The following is a 17,585-nucleotide window of genomic DNA, read 5'->3' as shown; positions in this document are numbered from 1 at the left end:
GACACGGTCGAAGCGCGCTCATTTTACGATGCGCCCATTCGAATATTCGTGCAAAGCATCCTTTCCTGCCCGTCCCCGATGAAATCTAATTCGACGGATCGATGGAAAAATCGAATTTCGGATCACTCGCGGGTCGTGGCCGAGAAAAGCCCGGATAGCGGATCCGTGACCATTAGGCCTCGTCCCGAGAGCCTGGATTTCGACCCGCCACTCCATCCAGCGAAGCGACACGAGGCCCGCCGTCGAACTCAGCCGGCGCGCCCGAACACCCTGTCCAGGTGCGCCTGGTAGGCAGCGACGGTAGCCGGGACGTCCGGGCGCTTCATCACATCCACCGCGAGGAACGTCGGCAGGCCGGACATGCCGAGGAACTGGTTGGCCTTGTGGAAGGGGAAATACACCGCATCCACGCCTTTCCCTTCGAAGAAGTCGCTCGGATCGTCGAACGCCTGCCGTGGTGCATTCCAGGTCGCCGAGATCATGTAGCGCTTGCCCTGCACCAGACCGCCGCTGCCATATTTCTGCGTGCTGTCGGAGCGGGTACGGCCGTCGTTGGCATAGAGGCTGCCATGACCGGCCGTGAAGACTTCGTCGATGTAGCGCTTCACTGTCCATGGCGCGCCCATCCACCAGCCGGGCATCTGGTAGATCACCACGTCGGCCCAGAGGAACTTGTCCACCTCCGTCGGGATGTCATAGCCACCGTCGATGAAGGTCTGGCGCAGGTCGAAGCCACGGCGGTCCAGATGGGCCAGGGCGGTTTCGTGCAGGGTCTGGTTGAGGCGACCGTCGGAATGGGCGAAACGCTTTCCGCCGTTGAGCAGGAGAATGTTTTTCATGGTGTTCCGTACATGCTGGAACCGCAGCGGAGATGCCTGCCGATCCCGGGTTGAAGAGAGCGGCAGGTTAGATAGGCGCAGGGAACGGAAAAAGTCGTACGGCGGTAAAACAGATTTGATCCGCACTCACGAATCGCCAGAAGAGCTGGGATGCGCGTCTTCATTGCGCCCCCACGCAGCCAGCCCTCGATGACCGGCACGAACTCTACCCGCAGCGAGCCATCACCAACGCAGTACGCACTGGCTCGCCAGCATTCGAACGCATGTGAGTACCCAGGATTGCAGCAACAGGCTGTGACGCGCTCGACTCAAACGCTCCTTCCTACGCGCGGGACGAACGCTCCTTGGGAATCCGCAAGGAGTAGATTAGGATTCTTCCCGCACTCGCCTTAAGTCATTGGCCCGTATAGATAAGGATATCTCATGAAAACCATCGCTCGGCGTCTGAGCCCCTTCGCGATCCTGCTCCCGGCAAGCCTGTTGTCAGCCTGCGCCTCCCTAGGCAACGCCGGACTCGGCGGTTCCCAGCAGAACCCCACCAACCAGCTCCTGAACATGATCGATGAGGCTACCCGCGAAGGTATGTCCGTGGTGCTGGTACCGGCACTCATGCCCAACAAGAGCGTGACGGACCTCTCCAGCTACTCGCATCGGGTCATATTCAAGAACAAGGACGTGCCCGGGATCGCCTACATGCAGGCCTTTGCCAACAACGACCTGGAGAAGATCAAGGAAGCCGTCTATCTGTGGGACTTCCTCGAGGTCAACATCGTCCCGCCGGGAACCTACCTGCTGTCCGGAGGGATCGACTACAAGATCGACAGCACCCTTGCCCAGATCAAGGCGCCAAAGGGGCAGCCGGCTGCCAGCCCACTTGGTTCGGTGAACCTGTCCGCCGTGCTGTATCGCCGGTTCGTGAAGGAGAACTACTGGCGCGACGCCTCCTATGCAGACAAAACCTACACACAGAATGTCTGCAGCGCCGTGCACATGGCCTCCGGCCAATGCGTGGGCTGGACCGAGCAGCAATACAGCCAGCGGGAAATGGTCTCGGATGCCGGTTGGACCGAAGGCACGAAGATCGAGGATGTCCCCTCCATCAAGCTGCAAGCGCAGATACCCGACGCCTATGCCCCGCTGTCCTTCACCATTCAGCCTGGGCAGATCCTGCTCAGCGATCGGTTCCACTTGAAGACCCCGGCCGTGAGCTATGACAGGAAGACCTGCAAGGCCGTGGACACGCAAAACATCAAGTGCGCCTTGCAGGATATCCAGGTCTTCATGAGGCCCGCGCCCATGGAGCTGACGAAAAGGTTCATCGATCGCGAGCAGCCAAGGCTTGATGAAACGGGCCGCCAGGTGCTCGCGCGGATCCAGCCGATGAAAACCGAGATACTCGGCGAAGCAGGCATGGAAGACCTGACCTGGGGCCTGCCGGTTTCCTTGAAACGCAAGGCAAGATGAAACGGGCCCTCCGCCGAGCGCCTTCCGCTCGCGGTCGCCACAACGGTTGATCGATAGAGGCCCGGAAGGCAGGCGGCAGGACAGACCGGCTCGGCTGGTCATGTTCGATGACGACCCGCCGATGACCGACCCAGACCGGATCTTGCGTCCAGATAGAAGCCGCGCGCGGGGCTGGATTGCAGGCAACGGCCGAAAACGTGACAGGTGCTGGGGTACTCCTCGGACACTCCGGGAAAGTAGTAATTACGGAGCGGCTTATCGGGAGAGGGAGGCGGTTGCGAGGCCGTAAAAGTATGAAAGTGTTATAGGGGCACCCCAAGGAACTTGCTTCAGCAATACCGGACAGGAAAGAAAAAAGCCCCGTAACTCGTTGAGCTACGGGGCTTTCCTGTTGGAGGCTGAGGTCGGAATCGAACCGGCGTTCACGGATTTGCAATCCGGTGCATAACCACTCTGCTACTCAGCCTTTGAGCGAAGCGACATGCGTTTGGCATATCGCTGAAATTTCTTTCCTGGCGCGATTTTGAACTTATAACCCTTTGATTTCAAAAGATTTTTAGCTCACCCATCGCTGGAATGGACGCAATTATGGACGGATTCGCCGAGCTTGGCAAGCGCTCTACGAAAAAAACTTTGCAGATCAGGCTATTGCGTAGCACAAGCCGGGAGAAACGGGCCCAGACGTCCGCGAAATGGGCCCGCAGCGACCGGCAACCGAGGAGCGCGCCAGGATCCGACGCGCCCTGCCCCGGCGATCAGTTCGCCTCGGGGCTCGCTTCGGTTGCGGGCGCTTCAGGCGTCGGCGCCTCCGTGGCGGCCGGCGCTTCGCCACCCGCCTGTGCACGCTTGGCGCGCTTCTCGCGCATCTGCTCGCGCTGCCGGCGAGACGCCTGCCGCCGCGCATACACCGCCTGCTCGGCGGTTACCTTGCCGGCAACCTGGCCTTGCAGATCCAGTCGCGGCGCATCTTCCACCATACAACTCCAGTAGCGGCTGCCCTGGCACCAGGTGGCGATGGCCTGTTTCAGTTGTTCGGCGGTGATTCCCAGTAGTTCGAGGTGCTGCTGCGCATCCTGGAGAATGCCCTGCTTGAGCGGAACCTTGGCCGCGGGACTTTTCGGAAACGCCAGCGGAAAATGCCGTTGCAGCCTCCAGATAGCCTCGACTCCCGGCTCGACGGCTTCACGTTTCTTCGCGCGTCCCGCGGAGCTTTTGGTTTGAGCCGGTTTCGCCTGCGCCGCCTGTGCGCGCAGACGGTCTCTCAGCTCGGCAAGTTGTTCAAAACCCATCGTTCGCTTCACTAGTGCTGGTTCATTTCTGCGAGAGATTACCCGATACATCCGCTCGCGGCACGCAAAACGGCAACCAGTCGGGCACTTTCATTTCGAATCGACGCTCGTAGGCATGAGCGGCTCTCCCCCGTTCAGCGCCCGAGCGAGCTCATCGAGCGTAGTCGGCTTGAACAGGACCCGGTCCATGCCGGCAGCCAGGCAGCGCTCCAGCGCATCCTTCTCGGCGCTGGCGGTAAGCGCTATCACCAAGCAGCGACGCCGACCGCCAAGGGCCTCTTGCGACCGGATCCGTCGCGCCAGCTCGTAGCCATCCATCCGCGGCATCATGCCGTCGGTAATCACGACATCGAAGTCTTCGCCCTGCCAACGTTCGAATGCTTCCTCGCCATCTTCCGTGGAGGTCACCCGGTGCCCAAGGCTTTCCAATTGCATGGTCAGGGTCAGCCGATTGAACGGATGGTCTTCCGCAAGCAAGATCGAGAGCGCCCTTGCCTCTTTCTGCTCCTCGACCTCGGCAACTCCGGAACGCGCTTCGCTGGACTCGCTGGGCGGAGGCCCGGTCAGCGGAAGATCGAACTCGACCGAGAAGCAGGAGCCGTTGCCCAGTTCGCTGCGCAGGCTGATCTGGCCGCCCATCAGGTGCACCAGGCGTCGGCTGATGTACAACCCCAGGCCGCTGCCGGACGCCTGGCCAAGCGCAGGCGAGCCGACCTGCGAGAATGGCCGGAACAGCCTGGCCTGGTCCTCCTCCGAAATACCGAGGCCGGTGTCGCTTACCTCGAGCAGCAAATGAAGCCTCTCCGCCTCGCGCCGCCCCACCGCCCGCACCGTTACCCCTCCGCGCTCGGTGAACTTGATGGCATTGCCCAGCAGGTTGAACAACACCTGCTTGAAATGCAGGGGATCCACCAGCACCCATTGCTCGAGATCCCCGTCGAGTTCCAGTGCCAGGGAAAGATTCTTCTGCCGCGTCAGCCCACCAACCAGCGGCAGGATTCCTCTGATCAACTCGCCAGGAAGCACTGGTTCGGGAGCGGAATCGAACCGACCGGATTCGATCCGCGACAAATCGAGAATATTGCCCAGCAGAAGCAGCAACCCCTGGGCCGCCTCCTGGGCAATGCTCAGCGAGTCCAGGTCCAACACGCCCTTCTCGCCCTTTTTCAGCACCAGTTCCTGCAGGCCGATGACCGCATTCAATGGCGTGCGGATCTCGTGACTCATCGTCGAAAGAAACACGCTCTTGGCACGGTTGGCAGCGTCGGCTTGCTCTTCTGCCTGGCGGGTCTTGCGCACCTGGCGCATCAGGTAGAAACCCCAGATGAGGGAGATGGAAATCAGTACGCCGAACAATCCGCCGATCTGCAGAATCTTGCTCCGGTGATCGCGCCAGAAGTCCGCCCCTCCCTTGGCGAAGCGAGGCTCCCAGCGGTGGAGGATTTCCGCCACTTCTTCCGGAGCGATCGCCACCTGGGCCTTCTCCAGGACACCCCGCAGCTCCGGCTGGTTCCTCGCCACGCCGATGCTGATCGGGATGGAGAGGTCATCGAGGATACCGACGACCTGGATCCGGTTGTCGAAATGCTGGGCGGACAGATAGCGACCGGTATAGTCGCTGCTGATGGCGGCCTCGCTCTGGCCGGCGTCTACGCTGCGCATGGCGGCGAGGAAGGTCGGATAGACCTGGAGCTTGATCTCCGGGTGCTCGCGTCGAATGAAGTCGTTGAGAAAGTAGCCAATCGTCGTCGCCAATCGCTTGCCCGCCAGGTCCGCGAGGCCATGGACACGCCCCACCCTTTCATCCCGGCCACCCTGGCGGGCGCCCATCAGCACCGTGGTGCTGCGTAGATAGGGCGTCAGCACTTCGAGGCCGGAATCGAAGCGCTCCGACGAAGGCATGGTCGGCGTAACCAATGCCTCCCCCGCATCCAGTCGGCTTTTCGTCTCGACGAAGTTGCGTGCTCCAGTGAAGGAAAACTGCAGGCCACTGCGCTTGCCGATCAGGTCCAGATAGTCACGCCCGATACCACTCAGCCTCCCCTCGTTATCCAGTTGCCCGAGCGCGCCAAGGGAATGGTTGATCACCACCGGCACGACCGGGTGCGCGGAGAGCCAACGCTGTTCCGCCGGCGACAGCGTCACCCGGGGCTCGTCGAAGCGCAGGCGCCGCCCGGCGCTCCAGCTGCGCAACAGTTCGTCGCCGTAGCGCCCGCTAATATGCGGCAGGGCGCGATCGATGAGCGCGAGCAGAGGTTCGTCACCTGGCCGGAGCAGGAAACGGAAACCCTGGCTGTCGATGGGTGCGAAGTTCTCGATGCGCAAGTTCAGCAGGTAATGGGTCTGGATGAGGTAGTGCGTGGAAACTGCGTCCCCCAGCACGCCATCGACATCCCCCATGCTCAGCGCTTCCAGGGCAAGCTGCGGCGAGTCGAACCAGATGATCCTGCTGTGCGGATAGGCAGCCTTGATACGTTCGGCGGGAAGATAGCCCTTGACCGTGGCCAGCCAGGACTCCGCCTGCGAATCGAACGGGGCACCGCTGGAAGACACCAGTACCGGCCGGTCGGAAAGATACGCAGCGGATACCAGCAAGCCGTGTTGTCGGGCCTCGACCTCGCTACCGACGCCAAGCAGGTCGATCTCCCCTTGCGACAACGCGTCGATTGCCGCCTGCCGCGACGGAAAGTCCCTGACGCGCAACGGCCGCTCGAACACCAGGGCCAGGTAATCGGCCGTGAAGCCCTTGTAGGAGCCTGCGTAGAAGATGGACAACGGCGGATAGTCGGGGGAAACCACGCCTACCGTCAGCGGCTCCCGTGCATCCAGCCACTGCCTGGCTCGTTTATCGAGCCAGGGACGCATCGTTGTCGTCGTACGCCCATCCGGCAGGATGGATTCGGCTTCGACGGGCAGCGGCTGCAGAGCGATCAGCAACAGGCAAAAGACCGCGGACAGCAACGACCTTGTCAGCATGTCGAGTCTACGATGGCAAAGTTCTCCGGCCGGACAGAAAGCAGCGCATCCGCGACCCGGAGCCTGCGGATACATCGGCAACGATGCCGCCATGTTAGCAGGTAGATGGATACTTTTCCCAGGAACCCACGCCTGTCGACACTCGCTCTGGCAGCCGCCTTATGCCCGGCTCGCGAAAACCCTCGACTCTTTCGCGTCGCCGGCTAGATCGATGAAGCCGCTTGCGATGACGTGCGCCCTGGCCGTGGCATGCCTGCACTCGAAAGCCCAGTTCGAGCCGCACATCGCCGAGGGCAACCTGGTAGCGTGCTGGAAGGCTGGTGCGATCCATTCCCGGGCTATTACCTCTATCACCCAAGTCAGAGGCAACCTTCGCCGACCTTCTCAGTGGTCGTCGAAGCGCTGGCCTTGGGACGGCTCGGTCGAACGTGGCAGCCAAAGCAACAGGCGCACGAAGGCGGTCCAAGGTGCAATGAATCGAGCCCCCCCCTGGAGTGCGACAGCCACACTTCTGATGTGCCGAGGCAGCATCTTGCGGCAAGCCGCCTCGCTGGCGAGACGAAGGGCTTCGCGAAACGTACGGCCCCGGTCGCCGGGAAAGCGGCAAGGAGAACCGCCCCTCGGCGCGGACGTTCCACGAACGGGTACGGGACTTGGAGGCGGAACGAAAAAAGGGCCCGAAGGCCCTTTCTCAATGATCTACAGACTTCATTGGAACTCTATAGATCTATATTTGGAGCGGGAAACGAGACTCGAACTCGCGACCCCGACCTTGGCAAGGTCGTGCTCTACCAACTGAGCTATTCCCGCATCGTCTTGGTGACGGGCGCCATTCTATAGCATCGCGGCGCCGTGTCAACTCCTTGATTCAAAAAAGTTTATTTCTCTTTCGGGGTGGTCGACAGATGCGGCCACGCGGCCAGCAGGTAGTGCACCATGGACCACAGGGTCAGCGCCGCGGAGATGATCAGCAGCACGTAGCCGAGAATCACCCAGAAGGTCATCAGCGGCGGATTCGCCAGGAGAATGACCAGCGCCAGCATCTGCGCCGCGGTCTTCCACTTGCCCAGGTTGGACACCGCGACCTGCGCCCTCGCCCCCAGTTCGGCCATCCACTCACGCAAGGCGGAAACCACGATCTCGCGGCCGATGATGATCACCGCCGGCAGGGTCAGCCACAGGTTGGCGTGTTCTTCCACCAGCAGGACCAGCGCAACCGCCACCATCAGCTTGTCCGCGACCGGGTCGAGGAAGGCGCCGAACGGCGTGCTCTGGCCGAGGCGCCGGGCGAGGTAGCCGTCCAGCCAGTCGGTGGCGGCGGCCAGGGCGAACACGGCACTGGCGGTCAGGTAGCTCCAGGACGTCGGCAGATAGAACAGCAGAATGAAGATCGGAATGAGCAGGACGCGCAGTAACGTGAGCAGATTGGGGATATTCATCGGACCATCTAGGCTGCGAGGTGAGCCGGCATTCTACTCGCTGTGCAGGACGGCATAAATCTGCTCGGCAAGCTTTTTACTGATACCGGGGGCTTTGGCCAGTTCATCGATACTCGCCCGCGACAATTCCTGCAACCCGCCGAAATGCTTGAGCAGATCGCGCCGACGTTTCGGGCCGACGCCAGGGACGTCCTCCAGCGTCGACGTCCGCCGTGCCTTGCCGCGCCGCGCACGGTGGCCGGTGATGGCGAAACGGTGCGCTTCGTCACGTATCTGCTGGATCAGGTGCAGCGCCGGCGAATCGGCCGGCAGGGTGAACTCGTGGGAGGCATCGTTCAGGTAGAGGGTTTCCAGCCCCGGCTTGCGGGTCACGCCCTTGGCCACGCCGAGCAGGATCAGACCGGCGACCGCCAGTTCCTGGAGCACCTCCTGGGCCATGGCCAATTGCCCCTTGCCGCCATCCACCAGGAGAATGTCGGGCATCTTCCCCTCGCCGTCCTTCAGGCGACTGAAGCGGCGGGTCAGCGCCTGGTGCATCGCCGCGTAGTCGTCGCCGGCCGTGACGCCTTCGATGTTGTAGCGGCGATAGTCCGACTTCAGCGGCCCTTCCGGGCCGAACACCACGCAGGAAGCCACGGTAGCCTCGCCGCTGGAGTGACTGATATCGAAGCACTCCAGGCGTTGCGGCGGCTCCGCCAGGTCGAGCGCCTCGGCAAGGGCTTCGAAGCGTGCCGCCACATGCTGGCGGTTGGCCAGGCGTGCGCCCAGGGCCTGTTCGGCGTTGGTCACCGCCAGTTGCTGCCAGCGGGCGCGGGTACCACGCACCCGGTAGCTGATCTCCAGTTCGCGGCCTCGCGCTTCGGCGATCGCCGAAACCAGCACCGGGAAATCCTCGTGCGTCACGTTGACGATCAACTCCGCCGGCAGGTCGCGCTCCTGGTGGCTGAGATAGTACTGGCCAAGGAACGCCAGCAGCACTTCGCCCACCTCCTCCTCGATCGCGACCTGCGGGAAGAAGTTCTTGCTGCCCAGCACCCGTCCGCCGCGTACGCTGATCAGGTGTACGCAAGCGCCGCCAGGGGTGACGATGGCGGCGACGATGTCGACGTCGCCGTTGCCACCTTCCATGCTCTGCTGGTCCTGGACCCGCCGCAGGATCGCCACCTGGTCGCGCAACTCCGCCGCCTTCTCGAAGTCCAGGCGCATCGCAGCCTGCTCCATGCCGACGTTCAGCTCGTCGGCCAGCGCGTTGCTCTTTCCTTCGAGGAACATCACCGAGTGGCGCACGTCCTCGGCGTACTCCTCAGGACTGACCAGCCCCACGCAGGGCCCCTTGCAGCGCTTGATCTGGTATTGCAGGCAGGGCCGCGTACGGTTGCGGAAATAGCTGTCCTCGCACTGGCGGACGAGAAACGCCTTCTGCAGCAGGTTGAGGCTCTCGCGGATCGCTCCCGCGCTCGGATAGGGACCGAAGTAACGCCCCTTGCACTTCTTCGCGCCACGGTGCAGGGACAGCCGCGGATACTCGTCCTCGCTGGAGAGGAACACGAAGGGATAGGACTTGTCGTCCCGCAGCAGGATGTTGTAGGGCGGCCGCCACTCCTTGATCAGCGTCTGCTCCAGCAGCAACGCCTCGGTTTCATTGGCGGTGATGGTGGTTTCCACCTGGGCGATCCGCGCCACCAGCGCAGCGGTCTTCGGCGCTAGGCCGGACTTGCGGAAATAGCTGGCCAGGCGCTTCTTCAGGCTCTTCGCCTTGCCCACGTAGAGAAGCTTGGCCTCCGCATCGAACATGCGGTAGACGCCCGGACGATTGCTGCAGGTAGCGAGGAAAGCGCTCGCGTCGAAAACGGCGCTCATCTAGCTGGCGGCATCGACCATGCCGTGGCGGACGGCGAGCAGCGCCAGCTCCACGTCGCTGGTGATCGAGAGCTTCTCGAAGATGCGGTAGCGATAGGTATTCACGGTCTTCGGCGACAGGCACAGCTTGTCGGAGATGCTCTGCACCTTGTGGCAGTTGGCGATCATCAGGGCGATCTGGATCTCGCGCTCGGACAGCGAATCGAAGGGGGAATCGTGCTGCTGCGGCTGGAAGGACTTCAGCGCCAGTTGCTGGGCGATCTGCGGGCTGATATAGCGCTGGCCGGCGAAGACCTGGCGAATCGCCTGGACCATTTCCTCCAGCCCCGCGCCCTTGGTCATGTAGCCGGCGGCGCCGGCCTGCATGAGGCGGGTGGGGAACGGATCCTCTTCGCAGACGGTGACTACCACGACCTTGATGTCGGGCTGGCTGCGCAGCAGCTTGCGGGTTGCCTCCAGGCCGCCGATACCGGGCATCTTCACGTCCATCAGGACGACATCCGGCTTCAGCTCGCGGGCCAGTTTCAGACAGTCTTCACCGCAGTCGGCCTGGCCGACCACTTGCAAGCCTTCGATGTCGGCCAGCATGCGGGTAATACCGGTGCGTACCAGATCGTGGTCGTCGACCACCAGCACCTTAATCACGCTGCACCTCGTCGCGCATTAGCAGACAACCGCCCACACGGGCCCCCAGGAGATTTCGGCAACCTTAACAGAAAGCCATCCCATGACCTAGCTTGGCGCAAAGGCGTCATAAATCAAGCGTCATGGAAACATCATTCGACGGCATCGAACGGGCGCTGCGAAGTATACCGCCAGCCCCCGGCGAGCGGCAGACCGGATCGCAGCAAAAACCGGCGAACCTGTGGAGAGCCCAGCGACGCCGGGCCTGGTAAAGCGCAAGCGCCCTGGTTGCCCGGGACTTCTCCATAGCGACCATCGCCGAAGTCGAAAACAGGCGACCAAGACGCCACTGGCACCGGCGGCTACTGCGCGGCCATCTCACCGACACCGGTGAAAAGACGCTGGTGGAGGCGCCTGCGACTGGCATTCGGCACCAGGCGAACGAGGGTATTCCTCAGCCAGACGCTCCAGGGCGATTCCCATTGACCAAGGCGGCCGACGATCCAGGATTGCTTCCTGATGAACTCGATCCGCGCCTCGCGTTGCTGCTGGAACAGGATCAGCGTCTCGGCGCGCGGCGCCAGACACCACAGGCGCGCCAGCAGGAAGGCGTCCTCCAGGGCCATGGCCGCGCCCTGCCCCAGGTTCGGCGTCATGGCGTGTGCGGCGTCACCGATCAGCACTACCCGTCCGCGGCACCAGGAGGCGCCGGCCAACTCCTCGAGGTCGTTGTGCACCAGCGTGGTGGCGCTCGGTATGAGCCGGGCGATGCTCGCGCCGATGCCGTCGAAGTCCGCGTAGTGGGCGGCCAGCCGTTGCGGGGTTACGAAGCCCTCCTCGTCCTCGGGCTCCTCCCGGCGCACCTTCAGGGTCGCGTAGACATACATCTCGCGCGGGCTGATCTGGATGAAGCCGAGGCGCTTGCCGTGCCCCCAGACCTCTCCCGCCAGCTCGGCGTCCTCCAGCCGATGGGGAACGACCAGGCGCCAGCAGGTTTCGCCGGAATGACGCAAGGTCGCCTCCGGCCAGACATAACGTCGCACGCTCGAACGAATGCCATCCGCACCGACCACCAGCGAACAGTCGTGGACAGTGCCGTCGCTCAGGGTCACGCGTTCGTGGTCGAGTCCGTCGAGGATCTGCACGATGGAGACCCCGACCCGAATGCGCGACTCATCCAGCCCCTCCAGTAGCGCCGCATGCAGTTCGTGGCGCTGTAACGCCAGGCCGCCGCGGGAATTCCCACCCAGACTGGAAGGCATCGACATCAGCATCGAACCGTCGTGGGCGTATACGTTGATGCCGGCCAACGGCATGCCACGGCGGAACAGCCGGTCGAGATCCAGGGTGCTGGACAACGCCGTCAACGCATTGCTCGCCAGGGTGATGCCGGTACCGATGGGCCTGATCTCGCTGGCCCGCTCGACCAGCAGCCAGTCGATGCCTGCCTTGGTGAATTCGCGCGCCAGCGCCAGGCCGGCGATCCCGGTCCCCTGGATAAGAACGGTCATCCGTTGCTCCTTAGCAGCGGCATCCGTCGCGACTTCGTGCGGTCGCGACAGGCCTGCCCGAGACGATGAAAATGTCCATCCTAGCCGCCCCGGACAGCCCACCGACCCTATCAGAAGATCGAGTTGACCCTGCTCGCCGACACCTCGCCGCTCGCTTTTCCTGTCCTCCAGGCCACCGGGAGTCCGGCGCGCCGGGAAGGCAAGCGTGGCCCGGGCACGGCACGCGTGGCCGGAAATCCCCGCTAGCCGCCGCCCGCCGCGGCGCTACGGTTTTCCTTGGCCAGCGGCCTCCCGAGCGCCGGCAAGCGGCGATGGCGCCTGAAGCTCAGGGCAACCGGCCCGCGCCACCACCGCCCACGACGATCATCCAGGCGCAGCCACCCCGGCGAGAGTGGCCGGGACGGCAGTGCTCAGCCGGGCCACGGCAAGCATGCACGACCGATCGGCACGGCGTCGCGGAGGCGCGGCTATACGCAGACCCCGCTCCTGTCAACCCCTTACGCAAGGTAGTGATTGCCGGAAGCCCAGCGTACGAAAATCAACCGAAACGACATCCGCATGGAATAACGAAGCCCTGACGCCTTCAGGGCGATAGCATCGCGTGCAAGAGGTAACCGATGAGCCCGTCCGAAAACATCCAGTACGATTTCGAGTGGCGACCACTCAACAACTACCTCGCCGTGCAACGCATCACGCCTCCGGACATGCGTCAGGGTTCGGCTGCCGAGCCGCGCCTGCCCAGCGAAGCGCTCTACGAGTGGATCGTGCTGAACGGACGCTCCCCCCTGGAAGGCCTGAGCCTGGGGGAGCACTACCGCCTTTCCGACTACGGCGTCGCCGGGCTGGCATTGCAGAGTGCCGGCACCGTGGGCGAAGCCTTGCAACTGATCAAGACCAACATGCTGCTGTTCCGCAAGGATATCCGCGGGATCGCGGTGCGACGTTCCAGTTGCGACACCGTGGATGTGGATATCGACCTGCAGGACAAGCCGGACTGGCCGCAGTCGGCCCGGCTGTATCACGCCAACGTCCTGGCGTCGGCCGCCTACGCGGTGTTCCGCGACCTGCTGCTGGGCGAGCTGGAACTGGTCCGCCTGCGCCTCCCGGAAAGGAACGGCGACGTGCGGGCATACGAGGAGTATTTCCGGGTGCCGGTGTATTTCGCCGGCGCAGGCATCACCTTCACCCTCCCCGAGGAATTGCTCGAGGCCGAGATCGCCACTGCCAACTCCGCCGTGTTCCAGGCCTCGCTGGCGCTCGGCAGCAAGGCCTTCAACACCCGCGTCACCCGCGAGATGGGCGGCTACCGCCAACGCATCGTGGCACTGCTGGAGGTGCTACAGGACCGCTACCCGAGCATCGCCTGGGTCGCCCGGCAGTTGAAGGTCACCGAACGGACGCTGCGCCGACGGCTCGCCGACGAGGGCACCAACTACCGGGAAGTGCTCGACCTGGTCCGCCACGACAGGGCGCGCCAACTGCTGCGGGACGAGCGACTGCGCATCGAGGAAGTCGCCGAGAGGCTGGGCTACATGGATACCTCCAGTTTTCGCCACGCCTTCCGTCGCTGGACGGGACAGTGCGCCAACGACTATCGCCAGGCCCGCCTCGCCGGCAAGACCGCGCGGCGCCAGGGCGAACGCTAGCCGGCATGATTCCCTTCAGGGCAATTTCTGCGGATAGGGGCGAAAGGCGAACAGGCTGCACGCAGCCAGGGAAAAAGCCGCGAGCAGCACCCATTCGGCCGTCCCGTAGCCTTCGGCGCGGTCGTACAGCCAGCCCAGCAGGTAAGCGCCGAGACTGATCGACAGGGCGAAGGTGAACGGCTGGATCGAACCGTAGATCACACCGAAGCTGCGCAGGCCGAAGTAGCGCATCAACAGGTACTTGGTGGTGCCGCTTTCCCCTCCTCCACCCAGGCCGACCAGGAACACCGCCAGCCATAGACCGCTCGGTGTGTCGCCCACCAGGAACCAGGCCATGCCGAGCACCGCCGCCAGGGCGAAGGGCAACGCCACCCGAGGCGTCGCCACGCGGTCGAGAAGCCAGCCCATCAGCGGCTGCGACAGCATCATGCCGACCCACAACGCCGACAGCGCGGTGCCCGCCTCGCCCCGGGACAAACCGCGCTCCACCAGCATCGGCACGCCATGGGTCATGATCCCGGACATCACGAACACCGCCAGTACCTGGTTGCCCAGCACCAGCCAGAAACTGGCGCTGCGCCAGGCCTGGGGCGCCGTCGATCCGCTCAGCGCGGTTTCCGCTACGGCCGTGCCGGCGGCCACGCCAGCATCCGGCGCTGGCTCGCGGAACAGCCAGGCCAGCAGCGGCAGCGCCAGGCCCAGTTCGAGCACGCCGTAGACCAGGAAAGCGCCGCGCCAGCCCCACGCTTCGAGGCTCTGGTGGCCGACCAGCAGGCCCAGCGGCCCGCCCACCCCGAAGCCCAGGCCTAGCAGGCCGTAGGCCACGCCCAGGCGTTGGCGGAACCAGAGTCCGAGGATACGTCCGTAAGGCAGGTTGCCTGGCGCCAGCAGGCCGATCAGCAGGAACAGCGCGTAGAGTTGCCAGACGGCATTCACCGCCGCCAGGCCGAGCAGCGGCAGCGACAGGGCGGCGGTCAGCCCGAGCATTGTCCGCCGCGCGCCCCAACGATCGATCAGCCAGCCCTTGAGCGGGCTGGTGATGGCGACCGCCAGTCCGAACAGCGTCACCAGCAACGACACCTCGGCGCGGTCCCAGGCGTACTCGGCGCTCATCGGTGCGATGAACAGACTGAAGGTGTTCAGCAGGATGCCGGTGGGCCCGAGCATGATCGCCACCACCGACGCCAGCAGCACACCGCCGCTGGTCGCGGAAAATTCTCGTTGCGCCACGCCTGGCCCTCTAGAAGCGGTATGCCGCGCGTAGGTAGTAGAAGGCGCCGTTGAAGCCGATCTGCGAGGCATAGGTGTCGTAGCGCAGCACGTCGCCATAGGTGGTGTTCTGCGCGGGCAGCTTGTCCGGACGGACGTCGAACAGGTTGTCGGCGCCGGCGGTCAGCGTCAGGTCGGCGCTGAGCCGGTAGCGCGCGGCGATGTCGGTGATGTACTTCGGGTCGTTGACGAAATGGTTGAATTTCTCCGTCGACCAGGCGTCCGGCCCTACCGTGTAGTCGAGTTCCGAGCTGGTCCGGCCGTAGCGCGTCAGGCGCAGGCTGACCTCCCAGTCCTGGCGGCTCCAGGTGCCGCCGAGGGAAACCTGGCTGCGCGGGGTGGAGCTGGTGATCCAGGCGACCTGCTGGGCATTGAGCAGCGGCTCGCCGTTGGCGCCTCGATGGTTCTTGCGCAAGGTGGTGCGGTTGAAGTTGGCCGACAGTTCCCAGTCGACCTGCCCGTACTCGCCAAGCGCGACGAGGTAGTGACCGGTGATGTCGACACCGCGGGTGCGGGTGTCGGCACCGTTGGCCAGGTAGTGGGTACTGACCGTACTGGCACTGGCCGGCAACGAGATCCCCGCCGCGGCCAGGGCATCGATGGCTTCCTGGCCGGAATAGGTGGCGCTGTCGACGATGCGGTCGCGGATGCTGATCTGGTAGGCGTCGATGTTCAGCCCGACGTTTTCCCACGGGCTGAGTACCAGGCCAAGGTTGAAGCTGGTCGACTTCTCCGGTTGCAGTTCGTCGGCGCCGAGCATCTTCGCCGCCGGCGAGTTGGCCGCCAGCAGGCCAAGGGCGATGGTCGGGCCGACGCTGAGGCCGGTGTAGTGCTCCTGGACCAGGGACGGCGCGCGGAACCCGCTGCTTACGCTGGCGCGCAGCGCCACCCGCGGATCGAACTGGTAACGGGTGGCGAACTTGCCGTTGGTGGTGCTGCCGAAGTCGCTGAATTTCTCGTGGCGCACCGCCACGTCGACCTCCCAGGCTGGGGTCAGGGAGGTACCCAGGTCCAGGTAGGACGCCCAGGCGTGCCGCGACCATTGCCCCTCGCTGAGCGGCGAGAGGCCAGCCAGGGATTCCGCCCCGCCGCTGTAGTAGGACGCCGGGTCGCCGGCGTCGATGCGGTAGCTTTCCCGCCGGTATTCCGCACCCAGCGACAACGCCAGCGGAGCAGCGAGGAAATCCAGTTCGAATTCCCGCCCCAGGTCCAGGTTGCTGGTCCATTGGCTGTTGCGGTAGCGCGCCAGGTCGAAGCTTCTCGGACTGTTGCCGGTTTCACGGTAGATCGCCGCGTTCACCGACTGGGTCATGCCGATATCGGGACGGTCGGCGCCGTAGCCACTGCTCAGGTCCCAGTGCCAGGCATCCAGCAGACGCTCGCCGCGCACCCCGGCGAGGAACGCATAGTCGTCCTCGTCGCTGTTCGGGCGCGGCGTGAAGCCGTCCGGATACAGCGTCGGCGCCACCGAAGCCAGGCGATAGTTGGCCGCCGAGGAGGCCTTGCGCCGGGTATAGGTGCCGAAGCCGTACACCTCGATATCGTCGCCCAACCCGAAACCCGAGTTGAGCGCCAACGATTGCCGGTGGAACGCGGGATCGCCCATGGAAATGTTGTCGCGCCGACCGGTGCGCTCATCGATGCCGCTGCGCATCGTGCGCTCCTGCTCGCGATATTCGGCGGTGAGGTTGACGAAGCCGCTATCGCCGAAGGCCAGCCCGATGTTCCCCCCGCCGCCATGGGTGAAGCCGTCGCCGTCGCCGGTCTGCCCGACGTCAGCGGCCGCCGACCCGCCGCTGTCGGCGGACTTGAGGATGACGTTGATCACCCCGGCGATGGCGTCCGAACCGTACTGCGCCGAGGCGCCGTCGCGCAGCACCTCGACCCGCTCGATGGCGTTGATCGGGATGGTGTCCAGATCGACGCCGGTGGAGCCCTTCTCCAGCCCGCCGCTGATATTGAGATTGGCCGTTTCGTGGCGACGCTTGCCGTTCACCAGCACCAGCACATGGTTGGGGCTCAGCCCGCGCAGCGACTGCGTGTGGGTCAACGCCGAGGCGTTGAACGGCTGGGCCTGGCGGGTCAGCGAGGGCAACAGTTTGACCAGCGCATCGCGCAGGTCGACCGCACCGCTGCTGCGTAGCTGGGTAGCGCTGACCACATCGATCGGGCTCAGGCTGCCCTGCGCCTTCACATCGCTCTTGCGCGTGCCGGTGACCACCACGGTGGACAAGGTCGGTGCCACCGTCGCACCTCGCGTCTCCTGCACAGGCGCCTGTCCGCGGCGCAGGACGAAGGCACCGCTTTCGTCCTGCGCGTATGCCAGCCCGCTGCCGGCCAGGGCACGCCGCAAGGCGTCCTCGACACTGAGCCGGCCGCGGATATCCGGTCCGCGCAACCCCGCCACCAGGCGCTGGTCGAAGGCGATCGGCACGTGTCCCTGGCGCACGATGTTCAACAACACCTCGGCCAGTTCGCCGGGCGCTATGTCGAATACCCGGGGCGCCGTGGCCGCGTCGCGCGGCCCACCGTCGGCGGCCTGCACCTCGCCCTGCAGCGCGCAGGCGAGCCCCACCGCACAGAGCACGGGGGTCAACGAACGAGAGGAAAGACGTACATCGGGCATGGTCGAATCGTCCTGGATGGAATTCGCCCATGAGTGCAATCC

General features: G+C 64.3%; 11 protein-coding genes and 2 tRNA genes. 2 read left to right on the top strand and 11 right to left on the bottom strand.

All coding sequences use genetic code 11. The features are described 5' to 3' along the window. Nucleotides 1-248: 248 nt before the first annotated feature. Nucleotides 249-839: an NAD(P)H-dependent oxidoreductase gene (locus JHD77_RS28700; RefSeq protein ID WP_003113351.1), complete on the bottom strand. Its 591-nt coding sequence runs from the start codon at nt 837-839 to the stop codon at nt 249-251. A 423-nt stretch (nt 840-1,262) separates the two neighbouring features. On the opposite strand from JHD77_RS28700, the gene JHD77_RS28695 reads away from it, so the two are divergent. Further along, on the top strand, nt 1,263-2,303 hold the full coding sequence (locus tag JHD77_RS28695; protein WP_017149102.1) for a hypothetical protein: 1,041 nt from the start codon (nt 1,263-1,265) through the stop codon (nt 2,301-2,303). 392 nt (nt 2,304-2,695) lie between these two features. Here the strand turns inward: JHD77_RS28695 and JHD77_RS28690 are convergent. From JHD77_RS28690 to pqsH, 8 genes are all read right to left on the bottom strand, one after another. Next, a tRNA-Cys gene (locus JHD77_RS28690) sits at nt 2,696-2,769 on the bottom strand. Nucleotides 2,770-3,058: 289 nt separating this feature from the next. Next, a complete protein-coding gene (locus JHD77_RS28685) occupies nt 3,059-3,592 on the bottom strand; it encodes a ProQ/FINO family protein (protein WP_003099002.1) in 534 nt (177 codons plus the stop codon). A 90-nt stretch (nt 3,593-3,682) separates the two neighbouring features. Beyond that, nucleotides 3,683-6,661: an ATP-binding protein gene (locus tag JHD77_RS28680; protein ID WP_031755461.1), complete on the bottom strand. Its 2,979-nt coding sequence runs from the start codon at nt 6,659-6,661 to the stop codon at nt 3,683-3,685. A 641-nt stretch (nt 6,662-7,302) separates the two neighbouring features. Further along, nucleotides 7,303-7,378 (bottom strand) — tRNA-Gly (locus JHD77_RS28675). Between the two features lie 68 nt (nt 7,379-7,446). After that, nucleotides 7,447-8,007, bottom strand: a complete 561-nt coding sequence (gene pgsA, locus JHD77_RS28670) for a CDP-diacylglycerol--glycerol-3-phosphate 3-phosphatidyltransferase (protein ID WP_003090349.1) — start codon at nt 8,005-8,007, stop codon at nt 7,447-7,449. Nucleotides 8,008-8,040: 33 nt separating this feature from the next. Continuing rightward, nucleotides 8,041-9,867: an excinuclease ABC subunit UvrC gene (gene uvrC, locus JHD77_RS28665; RefSeq protein WP_031755462.1), complete on the bottom strand. Its 1,827-nt coding sequence runs from the start codon at nt 9,865-9,867 to the stop codon at nt 8,041-8,043. Beyond that, nucleotides 9,868-10,512 carry a response regulator transcription factor GacA gene (gene gacA, locus JHD77_RS28660; protein ID WP_003090351.1) on the bottom strand — a complete coding sequence of 215 codons (645 nt, stop codon included), beginning with the start codon at nt 10,510-10,512 and terminating at the stop codon, nt 9,868-9,870. Nucleotides 10,513-10,853: 341 nt separating this feature from the next. After that, complete coding sequence (pqsH, locus tag JHD77_RS28655; protein WP_191519435.1) at nt 10,854-12,002, bottom strand: 2-heptyl-3-hydroxy-4(1H)-quinolone synthase; 1,149 nt, start codon at nt 12,000-12,002, stop codon at nt 10,854-10,856. 617 nt (nt 12,003-12,619) lie between these two features. Between pqsH and JHD77_RS28650 the strand changes: the two genes are divergently transcribed. Further along, on the top strand, nt 12,620-13,648 hold the full coding sequence (locus tag JHD77_RS28650; protein ID WP_003097554.1) for an AraC family transcriptional regulator: 1,029 nt from the start codon (nt 12,620-12,622) through the stop codon (nt 13,646-13,648). Nucleotides 13,649-13,663: 15 nt separating this feature from the next. On the opposite strand, the gene JHD77_RS28645 is transcribed toward JHD77_RS28650, so the two are convergent. Both JHD77_RS28645 and JHD77_RS28640 read right to left on the bottom strand, forming a co-directional pair. After that, nucleotides 13,664-14,878, bottom strand: a complete 1,215-nt coding sequence (locus JHD77_RS28645; RefSeq protein WP_003113355.1) for an MFS transporter — start codon at nt 14,876-14,878, stop codon at nt 13,664-13,666. A gap of 10 nt (nt 14,879-14,888) precedes the next feature. After that, on the bottom strand, nt 14,889-17,543 hold the full coding sequence (locus JHD77_RS28640; protein ID WP_031755463.1) for a TonB-dependent receptor: 2,655 nt from the start codon (nt 17,541-17,543) through the stop codon (nt 14,889-14,891). Between the last annotated feature and the right edge of the window lie 42 nt (nt 17,544-17,585).

The sequence above is a fragment of the Pseudomonas sp. P20 genome, assembly GCF_016463925.1.
GTDB lineage: Bacteria > Pseudomonadota > Gammaproteobacteria > Pseudomonadales > Pseudomonadaceae > Pseudomonas > Pseudomonas aeruginosa.
Note: the sequence above shows the minus strand (reverse complement) of the source record. Positions and strands in the feature narration are given on the sequence as shown.

Coding starts and splice junctions, on each gene's coding strand:
- uvrC (WP_031755462.1), bottom strand. CDS start 9,867: ATGAGCGCCGTTTTCGACGCGAGCGCTTTCCTCGCTACCTGCAGCAAT.
- JHD77_RS28700 (WP_003113351.1), bottom strand. CDS start 839: ATGAAAAACATTCTCCTGCTCAACGGCGGAAAGCGTTTCGCCCATTCC.
- JHD77_RS28640 (WP_031755463.1), bottom strand. CDS start 17,543: ATGCCCGATGTACGTCTTTCCTCTCGTTCGTTGACCCCCGTGCTCTGT.
- JHD77_RS28680 (WP_031755461.1), bottom strand. CDS start 6,661: ATGGCGGCATCGTTGCCGATGTATCCGCAGGCTCCGGGTCGCGGATGC.
- pgsA (WP_003090349.1), bottom strand. CDS start 8,007: ATGAATATCCCCAATCTGCTCACGTTACTGCGCGTCCTGCTCATTCCG.
- pqsH (WP_191519435.1), bottom strand. CDS start 12,002: ATGACCGTTCTTATCCAGGGGACCGGGATCGCCGGCCTGGCGCTGGCG.
- JHD77_RS28695 (WP_017149102.1), top strand. CDS start 1,263: ATGAAAACCATCGCTCGGCGTCTGAGCCCCTTCGCGATCCTGCTCCCG.
- JHD77_RS28685 (WP_003099002.1), bottom strand. CDS start 3,592: ATGGGTTTTGAACAACTTGCCGAGCTGAGAGACCGTCTGCGCGCACAG.
- JHD77_RS28650 (WP_003097554.1), top strand. CDS start 12,620: ATGAGCCCGTCCGAAAACATCCAGTACGATTTCGAGTGGCGACCACTC.